Source organism: Flavobacterium sp. WC2421, from assembly GCF_040822115.1.
In the GTDB taxonomy this organism is placed as follows: domain Bacteria; phylum Bacteroidota; class Bacteroidia; order Flavobacteriales; family Flavobacteriaceae; genus Flavobacterium.
Window position 1 is genome coordinate 704,477 of sequence record NZ_CP162004.1, and the last position, 18,318, is coordinate 722,794.

The 18,318-nt window shown below is 32.4% G+C and carries 15 protein-coding genes, 1 tRNA gene and 1 riboswitch; of the genes, 7 read left to right on the top strand and 9 right to left on the bottom strand.

The annotated features are described in order from the left end of the window. Nucleotides 1-9: 9 nt before the first annotated feature. The 7 genes from AB3G33_RS02940 to AB3G33_RS02970 are packed head-to-tail and all read right to left on the bottom strand — an operon-like array spanning nucleotide 10 to nucleotide 9,114. Nucleotides 10-471 (bottom strand): type II toxin-antitoxin system antitoxin SocA domain-containing protein, encoded by a 462-nt coding sequence (locus tag AB3G33_RS02940; protein ID WP_367772488.1) that lies wholly within the window; start codon nucleotides 469-471, stop codon nucleotides 10-12. Nucleotides 472-473: 2 nt separating this feature from the next. Further along, on the bottom strand, nucleotides 474-1,370 hold the full coding sequence (locus AB3G33_RS02945; protein WP_367772490.1) for a hypothetical protein: 897 nt from the start codon (nucleotides 1,368-1,370) through the stop codon (nucleotides 474-476). 9 nt (nucleotides 1,371-1,379) lie between these two features. Continuing rightward, nucleotides 1,380-2,576: a restriction endonuclease subunit S gene (locus tag AB3G33_RS02950; RefSeq protein WP_367772492.1), complete on the bottom strand. Its 1,197-nt coding sequence runs from the start codon at nucleotides 2,574-2,576 to the stop codon at nucleotides 1,380-1,382. After that, nucleotides 2,560-4,128, bottom strand: a complete 1,569-nt coding sequence (locus tag AB3G33_RS02955) for an N-6 DNA methylase (protein WP_367772494.1) — start codon at nucleotides 4,126-4,128, stop codon at nucleotides 2,560-2,562. Before AB3G33_RS02955 ends, AB3G33_RS02950 begins: the two co-directional genes overlap by 17 nt. A gap of 2 nt (nucleotides 4,129-4,130) precedes the next feature. After that, nucleotides 4,131-5,378, bottom strand: coding sequence for a hypothetical protein (locus AB3G33_RS02960; protein ID WP_367772496.1), 1,248 nt, complete (start codon nucleotides 5,376-5,378; stop codon nucleotides 4,131-4,133). Next, nucleotides 5,368-8,055: an N-6 DNA methylase gene (locus tag AB3G33_RS02965; RefSeq protein WP_367772498.1), complete on the bottom strand. Its 2,688-nt coding sequence runs from the start codon at nucleotides 8,053-8,055 to the stop codon at nucleotides 5,368-5,370. Before AB3G33_RS02965 ends, AB3G33_RS02960 begins: the two co-directional genes overlap by 11 nt. 60 nt (nucleotides 8,056-8,115) lie before the next feature. Further along, complete coding sequence (locus tag AB3G33_RS02970) at nucleotides 8,116-9,114, bottom strand: helix-turn-helix transcriptional regulator (protein ID WP_367755837.1); 999 nt, start codon at nucleotides 9,112-9,114, stop codon at nucleotides 8,116-8,118. Between the two features lie 272 nt (nucleotides 9,115-9,386). After that, nucleotides 9,387-9,484: riboswitch (SAM-I-IV-variant riboswitch) on the top strand. Here AB3G33_RS02970 and AB3G33_RS02975 point away from each other — a divergent pair. From AB3G33_RS02975 to AB3G33_RS02985, 3 genes are all read left to right on the top strand, one after another. Continuing rightward, complete coding sequence (locus AB3G33_RS02975) at nucleotides 9,452-9,859, top strand: hypothetical protein (protein ID WP_367772500.1); 408 nt, start codon at nucleotides 9,452-9,454, stop codon at nucleotides 9,857-9,859. Its footprint overlaps the riboswitch before it by 33 nt. Nucleotides 9,860-9,867: 8 nt before the next feature. Further along, complete coding sequence (locus AB3G33_RS02980; RefSeq protein WP_367772502.1) at nucleotides 9,868-10,251, top strand: hypothetical protein; 384 nt, start codon at nucleotides 9,868-9,870, stop codon at nucleotides 10,249-10,251. 61 nt (nucleotides 10,252-10,312) lie between these two features. Next, nucleotides 10,313-10,753 (top strand): hypothetical protein, encoded by a 441-nt coding sequence (locus tag AB3G33_RS02985; protein ID WP_367772504.1) that lies wholly within the window; start codon nucleotides 10,313-10,315, stop codon nucleotides 10,751-10,753. A gap of 694 nt (nucleotides 10,754-11,447) precedes the next feature. Here AB3G33_RS02985 and AB3G33_RS02990 read toward each other — a convergent pair. Then, a tRNA-Leu gene (locus AB3G33_RS02990) sits at nucleotides 11,448-11,527 on the bottom strand. A 289-nt stretch (nucleotides 11,528-11,816) separates the two neighbouring features. On the opposite strand from AB3G33_RS02990, the gene AB3G33_RS02995 reads away from it, so the two are divergent. The 3 genes from AB3G33_RS02995 to pth all read left to right on the top strand — a co-directional run bounded on the left by AB3G33_RS02995 (nucleotide 11,817) and on the right by pth (nucleotide 14,375). After that, nucleotides 11,817-12,758 (top strand): ribose-phosphate pyrophosphokinase, encoded by a 942-nt coding sequence (locus AB3G33_RS02995; RefSeq protein ID WP_367755845.1) that lies wholly within the window; start codon nucleotides 11,817-11,819, stop codon nucleotides 12,756-12,758. Between the two features lie 42 nt (nucleotides 12,759-12,800). Continuing rightward, nucleotides 12,801-13,415 carry a 50S ribosomal protein L25/general stress protein Ctc gene (locus AB3G33_RS03000; RefSeq protein WP_367755847.1) on the top strand — a complete coding sequence of 205 codons (615 nt, stop codon included), beginning with the start codon at nucleotides 12,801-12,803 and terminating at the stop codon, nucleotides 13,413-13,415. Between the two features lie 285 nt (nucleotides 13,416-13,700). Then, nucleotides 13,701-14,375 (top strand): aminoacyl-tRNA hydrolase, encoded by a 675-nt coding sequence (gene pth, locus AB3G33_RS03005; protein ID WP_367755849.1) that lies wholly within the window; start codon nucleotides 13,701-13,703, stop codon nucleotides 14,373-14,375. 52 nt (nucleotides 14,376-14,427) lie between these two features. On the opposite strand, the gene AB3G33_RS03010 is transcribed toward pth, so the two are convergent. Further along, entirely contained in the window at nucleotides 14,428-17,103 is a 2,676-nt protein-coding gene (locus AB3G33_RS03010; protein ID WP_367772506.1) for a reprolysin-like metallopeptidase, read from the bottom strand. Nucleotides 17,104-17,321: 218 nt separating this feature from the next. Between AB3G33_RS03010 and AB3G33_RS03015 the strand changes: the two genes are divergently transcribed. After that, nucleotides 17,322-18,254 (top strand): bifunctional riboflavin kinase/FAD synthetase, encoded by a 933-nt coding sequence (locus tag AB3G33_RS03015; protein WP_367772508.1) that lies wholly within the window; start codon nucleotides 17,322-17,324, stop codon nucleotides 18,252-18,254. Nucleotides 18,255-18,318: the final 64 nt, after the last annotated feature.

Here is an 18,318-nt window from a genome sequence, read left to right on the forward strand (position 1 = left end):
GAATCACTGTTATTTCTCTTTGTATTTCCTTGCTAAGTTTACTATATCAATTATTTGCCCTTGTGGTGTGTTTAAAACTCCGTAGGTCGAATTAACTAAGTTATTAAGCTCTGTCCAACTATAATCTTTGCAATGACCTATAACAAAATCCACAACTTTTTTGGCCTCATCTTTTAAACTCAAATTCTCTTTTTTATTTAAGAAAATTATGACCGTTTGTTCTCTGTTTTTATCATCAAGTTTTATAGTAACTTCATAATTAGAAGATTCATTATAAATACTTCTTAATGTTTTATAAAATGGGCCGTATTCAGTTTGCATCCATTCTATATCAGTTATTTTCTCAAAATTAGTTATTGCATAACGCCACTCTATTAAATAAAGTAATTTCATTACTCTAGAAATAGATAACTGATTTGAATTAGGGTATTTTATATACAAATAATCTAAAATATTTATTACTCTCTCCATAATTAAAATCCTTTTTCTAGTGCTTTATTAATATTTGGAAAATCCCAATCAATTTTTTCAACAAAAGCTACTAATCTTTTTTCCTCATCTTGATTTAATGTAAACTCTATTTCAACTTCTTCAAAAGCCCTATCATTTTTACTTTCTATTACAATAATTGAAGTTTGTTCGAGATTCATTAAATCCTTAAAAGCTTTTATATAGAAGCTCCTGCTTTTCATTTTCATATTCCAAACCGTCTCCTCTTCAATTTGAGCAAGATCATTAACAACTTTGTAATAACTTCTCCTAAATTTCGTCCTTTTGCTGTCGGCAACTGGAATCCCTGAGTTTTTAAAAAATTTAATTTCTTGCCAAGCTTTGAAAATTAATCCTTCTTTCTTATAACTAGTACGACTTCTCCTTTTTAACTCAGGATTTGAAGAGTAACGTCCTAATACATAAAATTCGTCATTAATTAGTTTATATAAACTAATTCTTTCATTACTTCCCAATTTCATTTTTTCAAAAAGATAAGCTAAATGAATTTCTACAATTTCAATAGAATTATTATTAATTTTTGAAATTTGACTTTCTAAGTTTTGAATTTTAATATCTAATTCATTTTTTTCATTATTTAATAAATCAATTTCATTAGTTTTATTTTTTTCTATTTTTTCAATAGTTTTTGAATTGGAAACCTGCTTAACAATATGCATAATACTAGAAAGTATTATAAAACAAAACAAAATCCAACCAAGTGAATTAGAATGTATTTTATGCCAAAATATTTCACGATTCAAACTAAACAATATACCAACAATAGCAAAAATTAAAGTATTTAATCCATTCCAATAGGGCAATCCATGTTCATATATATGGTTCGAAAAAATTCCGAATTTTGTGTTCTCTATTCCCATTTAAGTTCTCTAGTAATTAGTTTCTATTCCACTCTCAACCCTTGTCATTTTTGCCAACAATAACTCCTTCAATTCCTCTAACTTTAGATTTTCTAAAACTTTTATAATTAGTTTACTATCTATTAATTCTACAGTTGAATTAAATTTCGCAAACACCTCATTGTCAGGAATTAACACTGGAATTGATTGAATATTGTACAAAGGCAACTTTCCTTGAACTCCACCTACTGTACTTTCTTCAATCACTCTTTTACCAATTTCTGAATTTAAATAATGATAGAGAAACTTTGCATTTACAAACTCTATATTATTTATTTTCATACAGTTTTCAGTAAGATTTGCATTATTTAAGCTTTCGTTAATAATATTAACCACACCTATTGTACCAACAATAGAAATAATTACATCATTTGTATTAGCAGTGTATCTTGAAATTTGAGCTTGAATTTCATGTGACACATACTGAAATTTTGAATTTAATACTAAAAACTTAGTTTTTTTCATGTCTGCAACCTTGATATAAGGTCTACCAATTTTGAAGTCATTCAATTCATCACCTTTCGGTAGGCGCTTTCCTCCTTTAATACTTGAAAATCCACCTAAATTTAAAAACCTCCATCCTTCAGGTAAATTTTCAAAATCTATTTCATCCACAAACCATTGCTTGTAAATAGCCTGAGCGGTATCTTCGAGTTTAGTAATGAGTTGGTTGTTTAAGGCAATACGGTTTTGAATAATGTTGTATTCTCGAACGATTTCTTGTTGTTTTTCAGGAGAAGGAATAGGTAAATAACAATCGTTTAAAGCATCCCAATCAAATCCACCTCTAATCGCACTATCGCATTTAAAATCGGCATATCTGTCAAATTCGGATCTTCTAAACCACATCATCAAATATTTTGGATTGAGTTCATTCTCGTCATTAACTTCAAAAACGGTGTACGCAGGAGAAACCAAGACTGGCTCTTCATCAATTTTCAAAACAACTGGAAATTTATGAACTCGAATAACAGACATAAAATCGCAAGAAAATTGATGTTTATTCACAACTTTATAGACACTCATATCAGTTCCTATAATATTAGACGTTGAAACTCTAAATTCTTTGGTCATACTAAGACCAACTAATTTTGAAACTTTTAAATCTCTATTTCTATTTTCTACTTTATGAATATAGTCTCCTAATCTTTTATAACTTGATTTCATAACCTAATTCTTTGAAAACGGTTAATAAATCAGTTTTCGATTTTGTTTCGGCCTGCAATAGTTCACCAAACTCTGCCTGTAAAGTTTGCATTTTTTCATCAAAATCAATATTCTCATCACGGTTAACGAATTCAATGTATTTACTTGGCACCAAGGAAAAATCTTTGGAGGTAACCTCTTCTAAAGAAGCGGAATAAGAAAACTCAGGAACATCGTGATATTTTGATAAATCTGTTTGCCAATTGTGGTAGGCTTGAGTGATTTCAAGTATATTCTCTTCAGAAAATTGCGTAAATTTCTTTTCAAAAGGAATTCCTTTTTCTCTTAAATCCAAGAATAAAATTTCGTTTTGGCGGTCTCTATAGTTTCTGGTTTCATCCGGCAATTGAACTGTTCTAGCTTTTTTATTTTTGTTCAAAATCCAAAGCGTTACACTAATGTCAGTGGTATAAAACATAGATCGTGGTAAAATTACAATGGCTTCCACAATATCATTTTCTATCAGTTTTCTACGAATTTTATACTCTTCACCACCGCCAGAAAGTGCACCATTGGCCAAGATAAATCCTGCCACACCGTTTTCGGAAAGTTTAGAAACCATATTCAAAATCCAAGCATAATTAGCATTGCTAGTAGGAGGGACGTCATAGCCTCTCCAGCGAGGATCGTCTACCAATTCATCAGCAGCTCTCCAGTCTTTTTGGTTGAACGGAGGATTAGCCATAATGTAATCGGCTTTCAAATCGGGATGTTGGTCACGACCAAAAGTGTCGGCCGCTACATCACCTAAATTGGCCGCAATCCCACGAATGGCCAAGTTCATTTTGGCCAGTTTGTAGGTTGTAGAAGTGTATTCTTGTCCGTAGATAGAAATCTCTTTTTTGTTACCGTGATGGTTTTCTATAAACTTAATAGATTGCACAAACATACCTCCAGAACCACAAGCGGGATCATAGATAACCCCTTTGTAGGGTTCAATCATTTCGGCAATGAGGTTTACAATACTTTTAGGGGTATAGAATTCACCTTTCCCTTTTCCTTCTGCCAAGGCAAACTTGCTCAGAAAATATTCATATACACGACCCACAATATCGGTCTGTTTGTCCTTGATGGTGTCAATGTTGTTGATCGTGTCTAACAAAGCAGCTAACTTACTCACATCCATATTAAGACGAGAGAAGTAGTTGTCAGGCAAAGCGCCTTTCAGGGCAGGATTGTTTTTCTCGATAGTATGCAAAGCGGTATCGATTTTTAAGGCAATATCATTTTGCTTGGAGTTTTCAATAACAAATGACCAACGGGATTCTTCGGGTAAAAAGAAAATGTTAGACATATTGTAGAATTCCTTCATTTCCAGGTATTTCTCTTTTCCATCAGCGATCAGTTCCTTGCGACGTTCTTCAAACTTGTCACTGGCAAATTTCAGGAATATCAACCCTAACACTACGTGCTTGTATTCAGATGATTCTACTGTTCCTCGCAGTTTATTTGCCGAATCCCAAAGGGTTTCTTCTATGCTTTTTTCTTTCTTTGCTTTAGCTTTTATGGCCATAATTATAATTTGATAATTTCTTTAATGTGTAATTTTGTTCCGTCAGGGCTTGGCTCTGTTCTTACGTTTAGGTTGTCCCCAAGGGAAATATGATTCTGCATAACCATATTTGGTTGGATACTAAGGCTATTTGAACCGTTATTCGGTTGGAAGGTGCCATATCCATTTTCGGCTATTCTAGTGACATGACCTTCATGCCATTCCATTGCATTTTGATTGTTGTTGTTTTCTACCAGGTCTATCCATAAACTTTCGTTTGCCTCCATGCTGCTGTTGTCATTTAGATAGTTTTGATACCATACCAGCAAATCGCAGACAGTAAATGTTAACTGGTAAAGTAGGTATGGCGTTTTTATTTGTGCCCTATAATCTTGATAATCCATGTTTTTTGCTGGATCCACATCCGATGTATGTGAGGCGGCTCCTGTGATGAATAATAAATTTTTGATGTTATCAGCCATTAATTTTGAAAAATGAGTTTTCGAACACCTAACGTTATTGGGTTTACAATGTTTGGTTGGTTCACCTGCTAAAAACAAACTAGAATCTGTTAGATTAAGTTTGCCATCCTTACCAATACAATTCTCATGTAATATATTATACTTAACAGCGTCTCTAAAAACATATTCAACATATTTTCTAAGTTGTGTAAAATAGAGTGAAGGTTCTAAATCACTTCCATTCGATTGAATTGATTTGATTATGGTTACAAGATGATTTATATCTTCAGCAGGAACATTTATTTTTTTTGCGATGTGAAAAACCTGTCTATGTTGAATCTCAATTTTAGTTTGTTCCAAGTTATCGATTTCTTTTATAATGTCTTGAATTAACTCTTTTTCATGCAATGTTTTAGTATAGTAGTCAAATTCTATTCTACCAAATTTTATATTATTCTGGTATTCCAAAATAGGTTCCATAAATTCCTGATTTGTCAAATTTCTTTGAGCTCCAGTATAAATAAACCAAGGGATTATTCTGTCACCCAATAATTCACTTAAGAATTTTAAAGAATAGAATAAACCAGTATTACTTTGCTTTTCTTCATCAATATCTGATTTTTTGTACCCAGTAGCATCTAATATAACTGCCTGGTATTCATAACTGGAATCATTTTTTAATAATTCCATTCCTTGCACATGATATTTTTCACTAACCAATTCAATATTGGCCATTTTAGCCATTTTCTTGATTTGCTCCAATGGCTGACCATTATGTTGATCATCTATCAATAAGACTTTATAGCTCATAAGATAATTTGTATTTAAATTCAACACCTACTTCAAAAGTATAACCATTAGCTTCATCAATGGCATAATTATTTTGAAATACTTTACCATTATTGCGCTCGGTAAGAACTTTAACGATATGACCTCCTTTGCCAGAATTAGACGTAGATCCTGCTTTCCCTCCATCAGCAAAATAATCCATAGCATTAATTTTTGAAGGTTTCCCATTATTTAAAACAGCAATTGTAACCATCTCTTCTTTAGAATCTAATGACAACGCCATTTTAATCTTGTTGACTTGATTTGAACCCTTAAAACCACCATGTTTAATTGCGTTATCGAAAATATTTGTAAAAACTCTTTGCAAATCTTTTTTGTAAACTGATATAATAAGTTCCTTTATATCAAAATCAATCTTAATTTTATCAATATCAGTACAATCAATTTCAAATAAATTACCATTGCTCTTCAACTGATTATCACAGAATTCTTTGATGAATACTAGAACATCAATATTTTCTTTTATAGAAGCATTTTCTGAAGTGTCATATAAATCGGAAAGAATAACTGCTAATTTTTGCACACTAGTATAAATATCTTTGATAGACGAATGAACGGTGTCATTACTGTCCTGATCTACAATATTATTAAACAGCTCCGGATTTGCATCCGCAAACATTTCTAAAGTAACTATTTGCCCTTTGAGATTTAATAATTCTCCATTACGAATATCATGTAATTTCCATTGAAAATCATTCATACGTTCTTTTAACAAAGTATCAATCGTCGCTTGAAGCTGAAAGGTTTCAATTTTGCCTTTATCAGATTGAATTCTGGCTCCTTCAGTTAATGCCCTTTGGAGGATTAATGAACCTTGTGTATCAAAACGTGGAATAACGACTTTGATTCGCATAAAATCCTGCTTTCTTAAATTTGGCATTACCGTCCCTAAAGAAAAAGAATCAACTTGCTTGGTTACATAATCGCTGCTTAGTTGCTGTATTAAGTATGATAAATCAACAATGTCATTATTGATAGTAAATGCATCAATATCTGGAGATATAAAGACAGGATAGTCTAAACTAGCATCAATAAAGCTAGGTTTTAGTTTATTAAAGCGTTTAGAAATCAACAGAGCAGGAGCGGTTAATTTATTAAAAACTCTACTAACGATATCCTCTGCCAAGGAGTCGATTGCAATAGTATAAAGAAATGAATCGTTTAATAAATCTGAAATTTTAACTAATTTTCCAGATTCATTGTCAGTTCTAACTCTGGGAACTGACGTTAATACATTTGATAATTCAACTAATGTAGATCCTTCAGGAACTTCAAAATCGTCAATTGTTGTTAAATATCTCGGTAAATTGAAATTGAAATCGTTTTCCGCGATCTCAGAATAAGGTACAATTCTTGAAAATTCATTCTCTTCTTTACCATTCTCCCATACATCTGCTATATGGTTGATGTTTTCCGGCATCAGTTTATTTATAAACCTTTCAGATAAATATTCTTTACTTGCGTCGATAATAAAAATTGAATCTCTTTTAAAATCCGGTTTATTCTCAAGTATAATTATAGAACTAGGTATTCCTGTACCATATAATAATTTTGCCGGTAATCCAATTATGCCTTTTATGAAGCCGGATTCCAATAGATATTTACGAATATTTCTTTCAGATCCTCCTCTAAAAAGGACGCCGTTTGATACGACGCAGGCAGCTACACCATTTTCCTTCAAAGATTTAACGATATGCAGTAAAAAAGCAAAGTCACCGCTATTTGTGGGAGGTATTCCAGTAGTGGAATTCCATCTATCGAACATATCACTATGGGGGTCTGTAGACCAATTGTGGACATTAAAAGGAGGATTAGAAACAACATAATCAAACTTTTTAAGTTGAGTTTGAATATGGTTGGATTTATCCATGGAAACATCTAAAAAGCTGGGAAAATTTAAAACATCGCGATTCTCCAAATTATAATCAGTAATTCCATGAAAAAGGAAAGTCAATTTTGCCACGAAGATGTTTTCTGGAATTCTTGTTTCTCCATATATAGTCACATCATCACCACCTTCTTTAAAAACTGAAAATAAAAGACTCCCTGTTCCGCAAACAGGATCATAAATGCTTTTGACACTATTATCTTTTTTGAAACCAATTAGTTTTGCTATTAAAATACCAATTTCATTGGGTGTGGCTGTTCCAGCAGAATACTTGACGCTATTTTCAATAAAAGATTGGTTTACGTGCTCAAATGTGTCAACCCAGATGGTATTTCTTGTATTATCGGACGAAGCATGTCTGTTAGAATAATCTTCAATTAAAAGAATAATATTACCCAGAATAATATCTGAATCATGGTCTTTTCCTAAAACGGAGGCGCTATTAAAATCAATGAAATTTATTACACCATCGAAAATAGGGTTCTCCCTAGCAATAGAATTTAATCGCTTATTTATTTCATTACCAATTGAAGTTCTTTCTTCATAACATAATTTTAAAATAGATTGAAAATCACAATCGGCGGGAATCGTTATATTCAAACCTGTATTAGTGTTTTTATTATCACTAATGTGTCTTAAAAACACCAATGTTAAAATATAGTTTTTTAGACTATCGACCTCAATTTTACCCCGGAGTTTATTTAATAAATTCCAAAAATCACTATTCCAACTATTTTTACTCTCAGACATAAACTTTTATTTAACTAATTACTTTGCAAATGTAAATTGCATTAGTGCATTACACGTGCATTAATAATTATTTTTCATTTTATCGATTCTATCTTCTAGTTTTTCAACTAAAAATTGTGGTTTAATTAGTCTGATTTTTTCTCCAAAAGACAAAATCAATGTTTCCAACTCATAGTTTGGTATTAGGTTTAAGTGAATGAAATACTTACCATCTTGTTCTTTAATTTTCTGTGAGCCGTGAATAGGTTTGGTTTTTAAGTAAGGGACCAGAGACTGGTTAGCTTCAATTACGATCTCTTGGACTTCATCATTTGATACAGTAACTCCCACAACATCTTCGAAATATTCATTAAAGTCGATTTCAGTCTCTATATATTCCTGAGAAGTTTCTTGTATACTTTCTATTCTGTCTAAAGCTAAATTTGTTATAGTTTCATAATCATTGGACTTCCCAAATAAAAACCAACGCATATTATATTGCTTTAAATAATAGGGATGTAGGGAAAGGGTAGTAGCAGTATCTGTTTTGAAATTCTTATATTCAATATTTAAAACCTTTTTATAAAGAATTGCATTATAAAGTTCCGGAATGTATTCCAATCCCTTCAAGTATTCATTTTGTTCAAAACTGATAATAATCTCCTTTTGTTGTTTCAAGTTAAATGTAGATTCTAATCTTGTATTTAGCTCATTGATCCAATTGTATTGTGGTAATCCTTTGAAGCGGTCTAATGTTAACAATGCTTCCCTTAATTGATTTGCTTCTGTTTCATTCAAGGGTTGGTTTGAAATCGAAAAAGAAGGGTTTTGATACCTATAGAAAACTCTTCTCCCTTCTTTGTCTTTTGTGAGTTCAACATTCCAACCTTGTTCACTTTCCATGAATCTTAGATCATCATAGAGTTGTCTTTTTTTAATCCCTTCTTCATTTCCGGAATACTCATAAATTGCTTTATTACATTCTTCGATAAGATCTTCAATAGCGTATTTTCTTCCAGTATTACGGAAGCACTTATCTAAAGTTTGGTATCGGATAATAGCATGTTTATTTGTAGACATGTAAGAATTTAGTTCTGAATTTTATATAACACAATAATACAACAAAGCATAGGAATTAGAATGAGGAAAGCCGTAAAGGATTGCCTTATTTTAGATTAATTCCATGCTCTTTAATTTGTTTTGATTGCATTTGAGTAAAGAAACGATATTTTGTAGGAATTTACTATACCCAGTTTTAGTGATATTCTAAATGATTGTTAAGATAAGGATTCGCTTAATTTATATGTTTTATGGGGTTTTAAGGTCTGGATTTATTTTTAATTTATATATTTGAATATCATTACGAACTACACTTAAGTAGTAGCAACCTGCGACCACACGCGAAGGTGCTGAAACAATGAGCCTAAACAAAGGAAAAATTATGTTTAAAACACCTCGGTTTATTTCCAAATTCAATACTGCTTTAAAAACAAAAAAGGCTGAAAAAAATCTGTTTAAGATTTATTTAGACCTCGATTTCCAGTTTTATAGTGTCGATTTTGACGAGCTCCACGAAGTCAACTATGTATATGACGAGAAGGAGTTGTACGACCAAAGTATCGCTGGTATTACAACGTTTTTAAAATTTCAAAAACCCAATGGAAGGGATTATGAGTTTTACCCTGATATCTATTATACACAACTAGGTAAAAATCAAAAATATGCTATTATCACGTATTCTTTTACAGGAGCTTATTCTACTAAAGCAGTTGCAATGGTTCAGAGACTGCGATTAGATACTATAGAGATATTTAAACATTCCTAAAAAATATAATGAAAACAAAAGCAATAAAAACTTTTACAGCTGTCATTACCCTTGGACTAGAAATAGGCTATAGCAAAGAGCTTTATAAGAAAGGTTTTTTTATTCAGACCCTTCAGGAGTATCAAAGGCATAGAATTGATGAAGCAAGTATTTATTTAAGTGCTTCAATCACCGAATGCATTATTGTTTTAAGTGGTCAGGAAGAAAAACATATAAGATTAGAATTTATAAACTATCCTAAATTTCCTTTGGAAGTTGAGGTGTTTAAAAATGAAATAATAAAACTTGGTTCTCATTTGCTTAAGAAGTTGCAGCAGAATAGATCTGTTATTGTGTTTACAGATGAAACGATTATGTTGGAAATCGATGAAGCAATAGACCCAAGGATTTAAATAAATTTACAATATTAAAGAAGTTACAAACCAATTTTTGTAACCAATAACAAAAAAACATATGAAAATTACAAAAGATTTTTTTTTGACAATTACCTATTTGATAGTTCTATATCTCATTTTGACTTTAAATAATTTAGCATTTCAATGGCTAACTATAAAAGTTATTGCGCCAATTTTTGAATGGTTTTATGTGTTAGATTGGTTTTGGAAAATTCTTATCTTAGTTTTTGGGGGTATTAGTATAATTACGATTTTTTACAGTTTGCTCACTTTGCTTGGAACCATAGTTAATATGTTCTTGGGTAGGGTGTTTCCTTACAATAAAGTAACATTAATAGGCTCGATTATTTTGTGCCTTATAAATATAACTATTTTAGAAATCCTCGCATGGAAACTACCAAAATATGATTTTTGGCTTTTCGGATTATGGCTAATTATTGCATATGTTATTGTTCAGATGAATTGGGTTTTTATTTACCAGCCGAAAAGTAATGACTAAAAAACTAAAAGCTGTATTAATAATCCTTTTTATCAATATTCAATGAGAAAACTGGAAGGAGAAATAGAATTAATTCACATTAGTTTTTAAGATTGTATGTTAAACTGTAATTTTTTTTTACAAAAAAAAATAGAGACATTAAGGACTATATATAAAGTAGAGGGTGGGAAGTTGAAAAGGAAAATGACTTTTAAAACAGCCACCCCCCCTAGGTGAAAAATGTTTTCTTCGATTTGTTTTGAAATTTTATGTTCTTCACTGGTCGAGGGATTTCGCATCCTGTATCAGTGATTTGTAACAGTATAGTAAAACAGCTCTGTTAAGTTATTTTTATTCGCTTTTATATTGCTGAATAGCAATGCCTGTCTAGGTTGTTTGCACAATTACAAACCGTCACTTCTTTTTCAAAGTAACATTATAACTGAATACTTACTTTGTATAATTGAAAAATGTCATATAAGTTGAAAGAGATGAAAACTATCTTAACAGGAAAAGGACATGAATAGGTGTTTGTATCTATACTTTCAATTTATTCTAAAATTTAAAAACACAGCAACTATAATATATAAGAAATATAAACATTGAAAAATGAGTTTATTTTGCGTGTTTTCTCTTTTGTTGGGCAATAGTCGGGCAAATAAAATAAAAAAAAGCCTGTAATACCTGATAAACAAGTGATTACAGACTTTTTAAGTACCCGGAGCCGGAGTCGAACCGGCACGGTTTCCCACAGGTGTTTGAGACCAGCGCGTCTACCAATTCCGCCATCCGGGCTTAGCTAGACATGAAATAACAACAGTTATTTCAACGCAATAAAAGAGGAGATTGTAATAAATCAACCATCGATTCCTTTAACACGGTGCAAATGTAAAAAATAATATTAAAAATTCTACTAAAAATACTTAATTTTTTCCTTTCAGAGTTGAATAAATTTTATAAATTTGCACCTCGTTAAAAACGCAACACACAACTAACTACACCCGAGGCGCATACAAACATCTGGCTTAGACAATTGACGAAGCCGAACAGTATGGAGCGTAGCGGAATAAAAACAACAAATTAAATGTCACACCTAGAACCAGAAGCTAAAATTTTTGCTTGTTCACAAAGTGTCTATCTTGCTGAAAAAATTTCTGCAGAATACGGAATACCACTAGGAAAGGTTACCATGTCACATTATAGTGACGGTGAATTTCAACCTTCTTACGAAGAGTCTATCAGAGGGTTACGTGTGTTTATTGTTTGTTCTACATTCCCAAATTCAGATAATTTGATGGAATTATTACTAATGATAGATGCTGCAAAACGGGCTTCGGCTAGACATATAACTGCAGTAATTCCTTACTTTGGTTGGGCTAGACAAGATAGAAAAGACAAGCCAAGAGTTCCGATAGGAGCTAAACTAACAGCTAAGTTGCTAGAAACTGCTGGAGCAACAAGAGTAATGACCATGGATTTGCATGCAGATCAAATTCAAGGATTCTTTGAAAAACCAGTAGATCACCTTTTTGCCTCTACTATCTTTTTACCGTATGTAAAAAGTTTAGGATTGGACAATTTGACAATCGCTTCTCCTGATATGGGAGGTTCAAAAAGAGCGTATGCGTATTCTAAGTTTTTAGAATCGGATGTAGTTATTTGCTACAAACAAAGAAAAGAAGCCAATATTATCGACACCATGGAATTAATTGGTGAAGTAAAAGGTAAAAATGTAATCTTAGTAGATGACATGATTGATACCGGAGGAACTTTGGCGAAAGCCGCTGATTTAATGATGGAAAAAGGAGCATTGAGTGTAAGAGCAATATGTACACACGCCATCTTATCAGGAAGCGCCTACGAAAAAATAGAAAATTCTAAATTATTAGAATTAATTGTTACCGATTCTATTCCATTAAAGAAAGAATCAAAGAAAATAAGAGTGTTGAGTTGTGCCCCGCTTTTTGCTGAAGTTATGCACATGGTACATCATAACAATTCCATTAGCGGAAAATTTATTATGTAACCACAAACAAGTAGAATATTTAATAACTATATAATTTTTACAATGAAATCGATTACAATTAAAGGATCAGAAAGAGAAAGCGTGGGAAAAGTTGCGACTAAAGCCTTACGTAATGCTGGAGCGGTTCCTTGCGTGTTATACGGAGGAGATCAACCAGTACATTTTTCAGCAGAAGAAAAAGCATTCAAAAGCTTGGTTTACACTCCAAACGCTCACACAGTTGTGATTGAACTTGGAAAAGGAAAATCATTCAATGCAATTCTTCAAGACATTCAGGTTCACCCTGTGTCTGACAAAATTTTACATATTGACTTCTTTCAAATTTTTGAAGACAAAGAAATCACTATTGAAGTTCCAGTTAAAATCATTGGTAACTCTAAAGGAGTTATGGCAGGTGGAGATTTACGTTTAAACAACCGTAAATTAAAAGTAAGAGCATTACCTAAAAATCTTCCTGATTTTGTTGAAGCTGACATTACACCACTTAACATGGGTAACAAATTATACGTTACTAAAGTGCCATCTGAAAACTTCAAAATCATGCACCCAGACAACACAGTAATTTGTCAAGTGAAGATTTCTCGTGCTGCTATGAAAGCGGCTCAAGAAGCTGCAAAAGCTGCAAAAGCAGGACCTGCAAAAGGAAAGAAAAAATAATATTTTCTCTACAAATTCAAAAAGCATCAGTTTCACAACTGGTGCTTTTTTTTGTTCTTCACTTTTTTTATTTTTAGAAGCACAACTACCTACTTTCATCAACAATTCACCCGCTATTCATTTCAATCTTTTTGCCCGCCAAAAAAGGCGAACAAAAAGGATTTCCATTACTATCGGGGCTATTTTACAACTTTTAATTATCCTTAGAAAATCCTTTCAACCCACTCCATCAAATTATCTAATTATCTAATTGACAAATTATCTAATTAAGTTTACTTTTGCATCATGATAAAATGGATACACAGCCTGTTTTCATCACCAAAAACAGAAGAAAATACAGATTATATAAAACCGGAGGTTCACGAACACCACAAAAACAATATAAAAAGCATGAGTAATAAGTTTTTAATTGTAGGACTTGGCAACATTGGTGCTGAGTATGTAAACACAAGACACAACATCGGTTTTAAAATACTGGATCACCTAGCCAAAAAAGAAAGTCTCTCCTTCGAAACCGTAAAACTAGGCGCACTTGCTCAATACAAATTTAAAGGAAGAACCTTTTTACTGCTAAAACCTAATACGTACATGAATCTTAGCGGTAAAGCAGTACAATATTGGATGGATAAAGAAAATATTCCCTTGGAAAATTTATTTATCATCACCGATGATTTAAATTTATCTTTTGGAACCATCCGCATTAAACCAAAAGGAAGTGATGGGGGTCATAACGGACTTAAAAACATCAACCTAGTTTTAAACACCAATCAATATACCCGATTCCGTTTTGGAATCAGTGATGAGTTCAAAAAAGGAAAACAAATAGATTATGTCCTTGGAGATTGGGATGACAAAGAGAAAGTAGCTCTGCCTGAACGCTTAGAAACTGCATCCGAAATTATAAAATCATTTGGAACCGCAGGATTAGAAAATACTATGACAACCTATAACGGTAAATAAAAAAAGGGAAACGCACTTAGTACGTTTCCCTTTTTTGCTTAGATTAAAATAATTATTCTATCACCAATTTTTTTATTTCTTTTCTATCACCATCAACAACCGTTAACAAGTAAACTCCCGATTGCATGTTTTGTAATTGAATATTTTTATTAAAAACGGTTTCGTTTGTAAATTCTTTTTCAAATAATTTCCTGCCTAATAAATCGTGAACGTAGACTTGCACCCCATTTGAAGATTGGCTTGTAAACTGAATATTAAAATTCCCTTTATTTGGATTTGGATACATCACAAAATCACTAATCTCAAAATCAGCTGCTGAAAGCGTATAGGATTGTGCGCAAATCGCAATGGATGCTGAATTTAAAGTACCCGTATCATTCTTATAAGCATCACGGATTCTAAATGTCCAAGTTCCTGATGGATTTTCGCCATTAAAAGCTGCCAAAGCTTGAAAAGGAGTTACTGTTTGTAATGTAGTAGTACCACATACTAAATCAATGCCTGAATCATCATAAATCAAGTCCAAAGTACTGTTTGTATTTCCACAACTTTTGTCAAATAATTTCACGGTTGTTCCAAGAGGGCTTACCACCTCCATTTCGACATCCGATAAAAAAGCATGAGTGAAATTGACTTTAAAATTCACATCAGAAACTGTCGCTGATGTCGCCGGAACAGTAATGGTTCTTGTAGTATAAGCTGCTTGTTCCGGAATTGCAAATGGAGCTGTAAAAGAATAGGTATTACAAGTAGAACTTACAGAATATCCTATAGAAAAAGCTTTACTATTTATAGCATAAAAAATACTGGCTGTTGGTTCTACTAGAATTCTACAGTTTTTAGCTGTAACATTAGGAACAGTAATAATTTGCACACCATCATTTGGAGTATTTGCAACCAACACTGTTGGAAAAGTTAGTCCTCCATCAGTAGATAGTTTTATATTTACATTTGTAGATCCTGCTAATACATTAGCGCCATTTACATCCCAATTAACAACTTCACTAGTTCCTTGAAACCAACTTAAATTCTCCGTATTTTGTGAGGTCACCGCGAATGGCCCAGCTGTTCCACTTACAGTAATAATCGCTTCATCAGAATTAGTTTGGGCAGTGCCCGCGGCTGCATTGTCTCTTCCTGTTAAAACAAAATGGAGTGTTCGCGCCACTGTTGCAACCGATTCCCATTTACTGGTTAGTTTATTCGACAAAACATTAGCATAGGCAGGCATGTACCTTGTAGCACTACTGCTTGGAAGTAATGATCTGAACAAGGGTCCATCTGCTTTAGACGAAACAGCTAAACTATTTGCTTTATCAGCAGTTACTGCAGAGTCGTTTTGTTCCCAAGTATAATTAACTGTATCCCCATTGGGATCTGAACCAGTACCTTTCAAAATAAAGGCAGTACCTTTAGGAATAGTATAATCCAAACCAGCGTTAATTGTTGGTGGACTGTTCGTAATTGTTGTACTTGTAGGACATGTTTTTGTTAATAAATTATCTTGTATTTGCTTAATGCTTGCATAAGCAAAATAATCATCTGAATAAGCTTGCACATCATAATCCGTTGTAATACCAGCATAACCCATTATCGTAGAGCCACTTCCTGGCTCCACATTTACTCCCGTTCCCTCAAGTTCATAAGAAAAAGTATGATTTGCCCCTAATTGATGTCCCATTTCATGTGCTACAAAATCGATGTCAAAAGTATCACCTTCGGGTTTATTATCAGATGGAGAAGTATAAGCACTTCCTTTTCCTAAAGGAACCGCAACTGATGGTGGCACACACACACAACCAATACAACCAGCATTTCCCCCACCTCCAGATGCTCCAAATAAATGCCCAATATCATAACCCCCATTCGTGATTGTACTACTTAAATTATCTTGCAATTCTTGAGCCCACGTCCCTCCTGCTCCTGCCGTTGCATCTGAATAAGGATCAGTTGCTGCATTGGTGTACATTATTAGATTATTATTGCTAATGATCACTAATTTCACTGCCAAGTCTTTATTAAAAACACCATTTACTCTGGTCATTGTTGCATTCATAGCCACCAAAGCTTTAGCAATAGTACCACCATGATACGTGGTATATTCACCCGTACAGGATAATGCTAATCGTAATGTTTTAAAAACTTTATTATTGGCAGAAATCTTAGCGGTTCTGTTTAGTAATTGTTTGTCTATACTTACATCTTCTGTTTTACAATTTAAAGGCAATTTCCCTGTTTCTCTGTTTGTATTTGAAATAATTGTATATAATGATTCTCCTGAGATGGGCTCGATAAACTCAGATCCGCTATCACCCCTTAAAACCATAGTTTGAATTCCTTTTGGAGAAATACTAAAATTTAAAGATGCATTTTTATCAGTAATTCCAACACCAGAATACGCTCTAATATCTGGGTATTTTGCTTGCAATTCAGGTTCAAAATTAGAAGATTCTCTAACTAAAAATTTTTCTAATTCCCCTTTTGCATTTGGAACTGTAATTTCAATCCCGCTTACTTCATCCGTTTTATTGTCAGTTTTTGTTAATAGTTGTTTTAAAAAGGCATCGTTCAACTGAAATGCCATTTGTTTATTAGCATTTGGGCTATTGCTGTTTTTATCTAATGCAGACACAACACTAGAATCCATTTTTTTCCAAAGTAATTGATTTTGGGCATCAACCGAGGAATAGAATAGAATAATTAATAGAATTGTAATGTATTTTGTCATGGGTACAAAAAATTTATGTCTCAAAATTAAAGTATTTATTACTAACTTATAAAATGTAATCTCACAATTTTGATTGAAAAATAAGATTCGACGCATACTTTTGTAAAAAACTCCCTCATTTTAACGAAACTAATGCCTTATTCAAAGAAAATCAGCTCCTCATCGCTTCACAATTAAAATAGATTAGCATAAATTTGCAATATTATAAAACTTACGCTTTGAAGATTTTTCATTCTATAAAAGATTTCAGTTCTCCAAAAAAAACAATCCTAACGCTAGGTACCTTTGATGGAGTTCATGTTGGTCATAAAAAAATTCTGGAGAGAATAATACAAAATACCGCTAACAAAAAATACGAAAGCCTTGTACTCACTTTCTTTCCTCATCCAAGAATGGTTTTGCAAGAGCAATCCGAAATAAAACTACTGAATACTATCCCCGAAAAAATAAATCTATTAGAGAAAATTGGAATTGAAAACTTAGTCATTCATCCATTTGACGAAACTTTCTCGAGATTAACAGCTGAAGAATTTGTAAGTACTGTCCTTGTGGATCAATTTCATATCCATAAAATCATTATTGGTCACGACCATCGTTTTGGTAGAAACCGTACGGCAAATATTGATGATCTCATTAATTTTGGCAAACAGTATGGCTTTGAAGTAGAACAAATATCTGTTCAGGAAATAAATGATCTTTCAGTTAGCTCAACAAAAATTAGGAATGCCTTATTGGAAGGAAATATGAATTTGGCAAATGAATACTTAGGCTATGATTATTTTTTAACGGGTACAATATTTAAAGGAAAACAACTGGGAAGAACAATTGGGTTTCCCACCGCAAATTTAAAAATAGAAGAAAACTATAAGCTTATTCCGCTAAATGGTGTTTATATTGTTAAAAGCACAATCGACCAAAAAACAGTATATGGAATGATGAACATAGGCTTTAATCCAACAGTTAAAGGAGAAAGCTTATCCATCGAAATTCATTATTTAGATTTTGATGCTGATTTATATGATCAAAAAGTTGCAGTTTCCATCCTTAAATACCTTCGCCCAGAAGAAAAATTCGATTCAGTCGATACCTTAAAGAAACAATTACAAAAAGACAAAGAGGCAACAATAGCTTATATTAAAGGTCTTAAATAATTAAAAAAAATCTCGTTACATTTTAAATATATTCCTATATTTTATGTAAATTTGATATGTATTT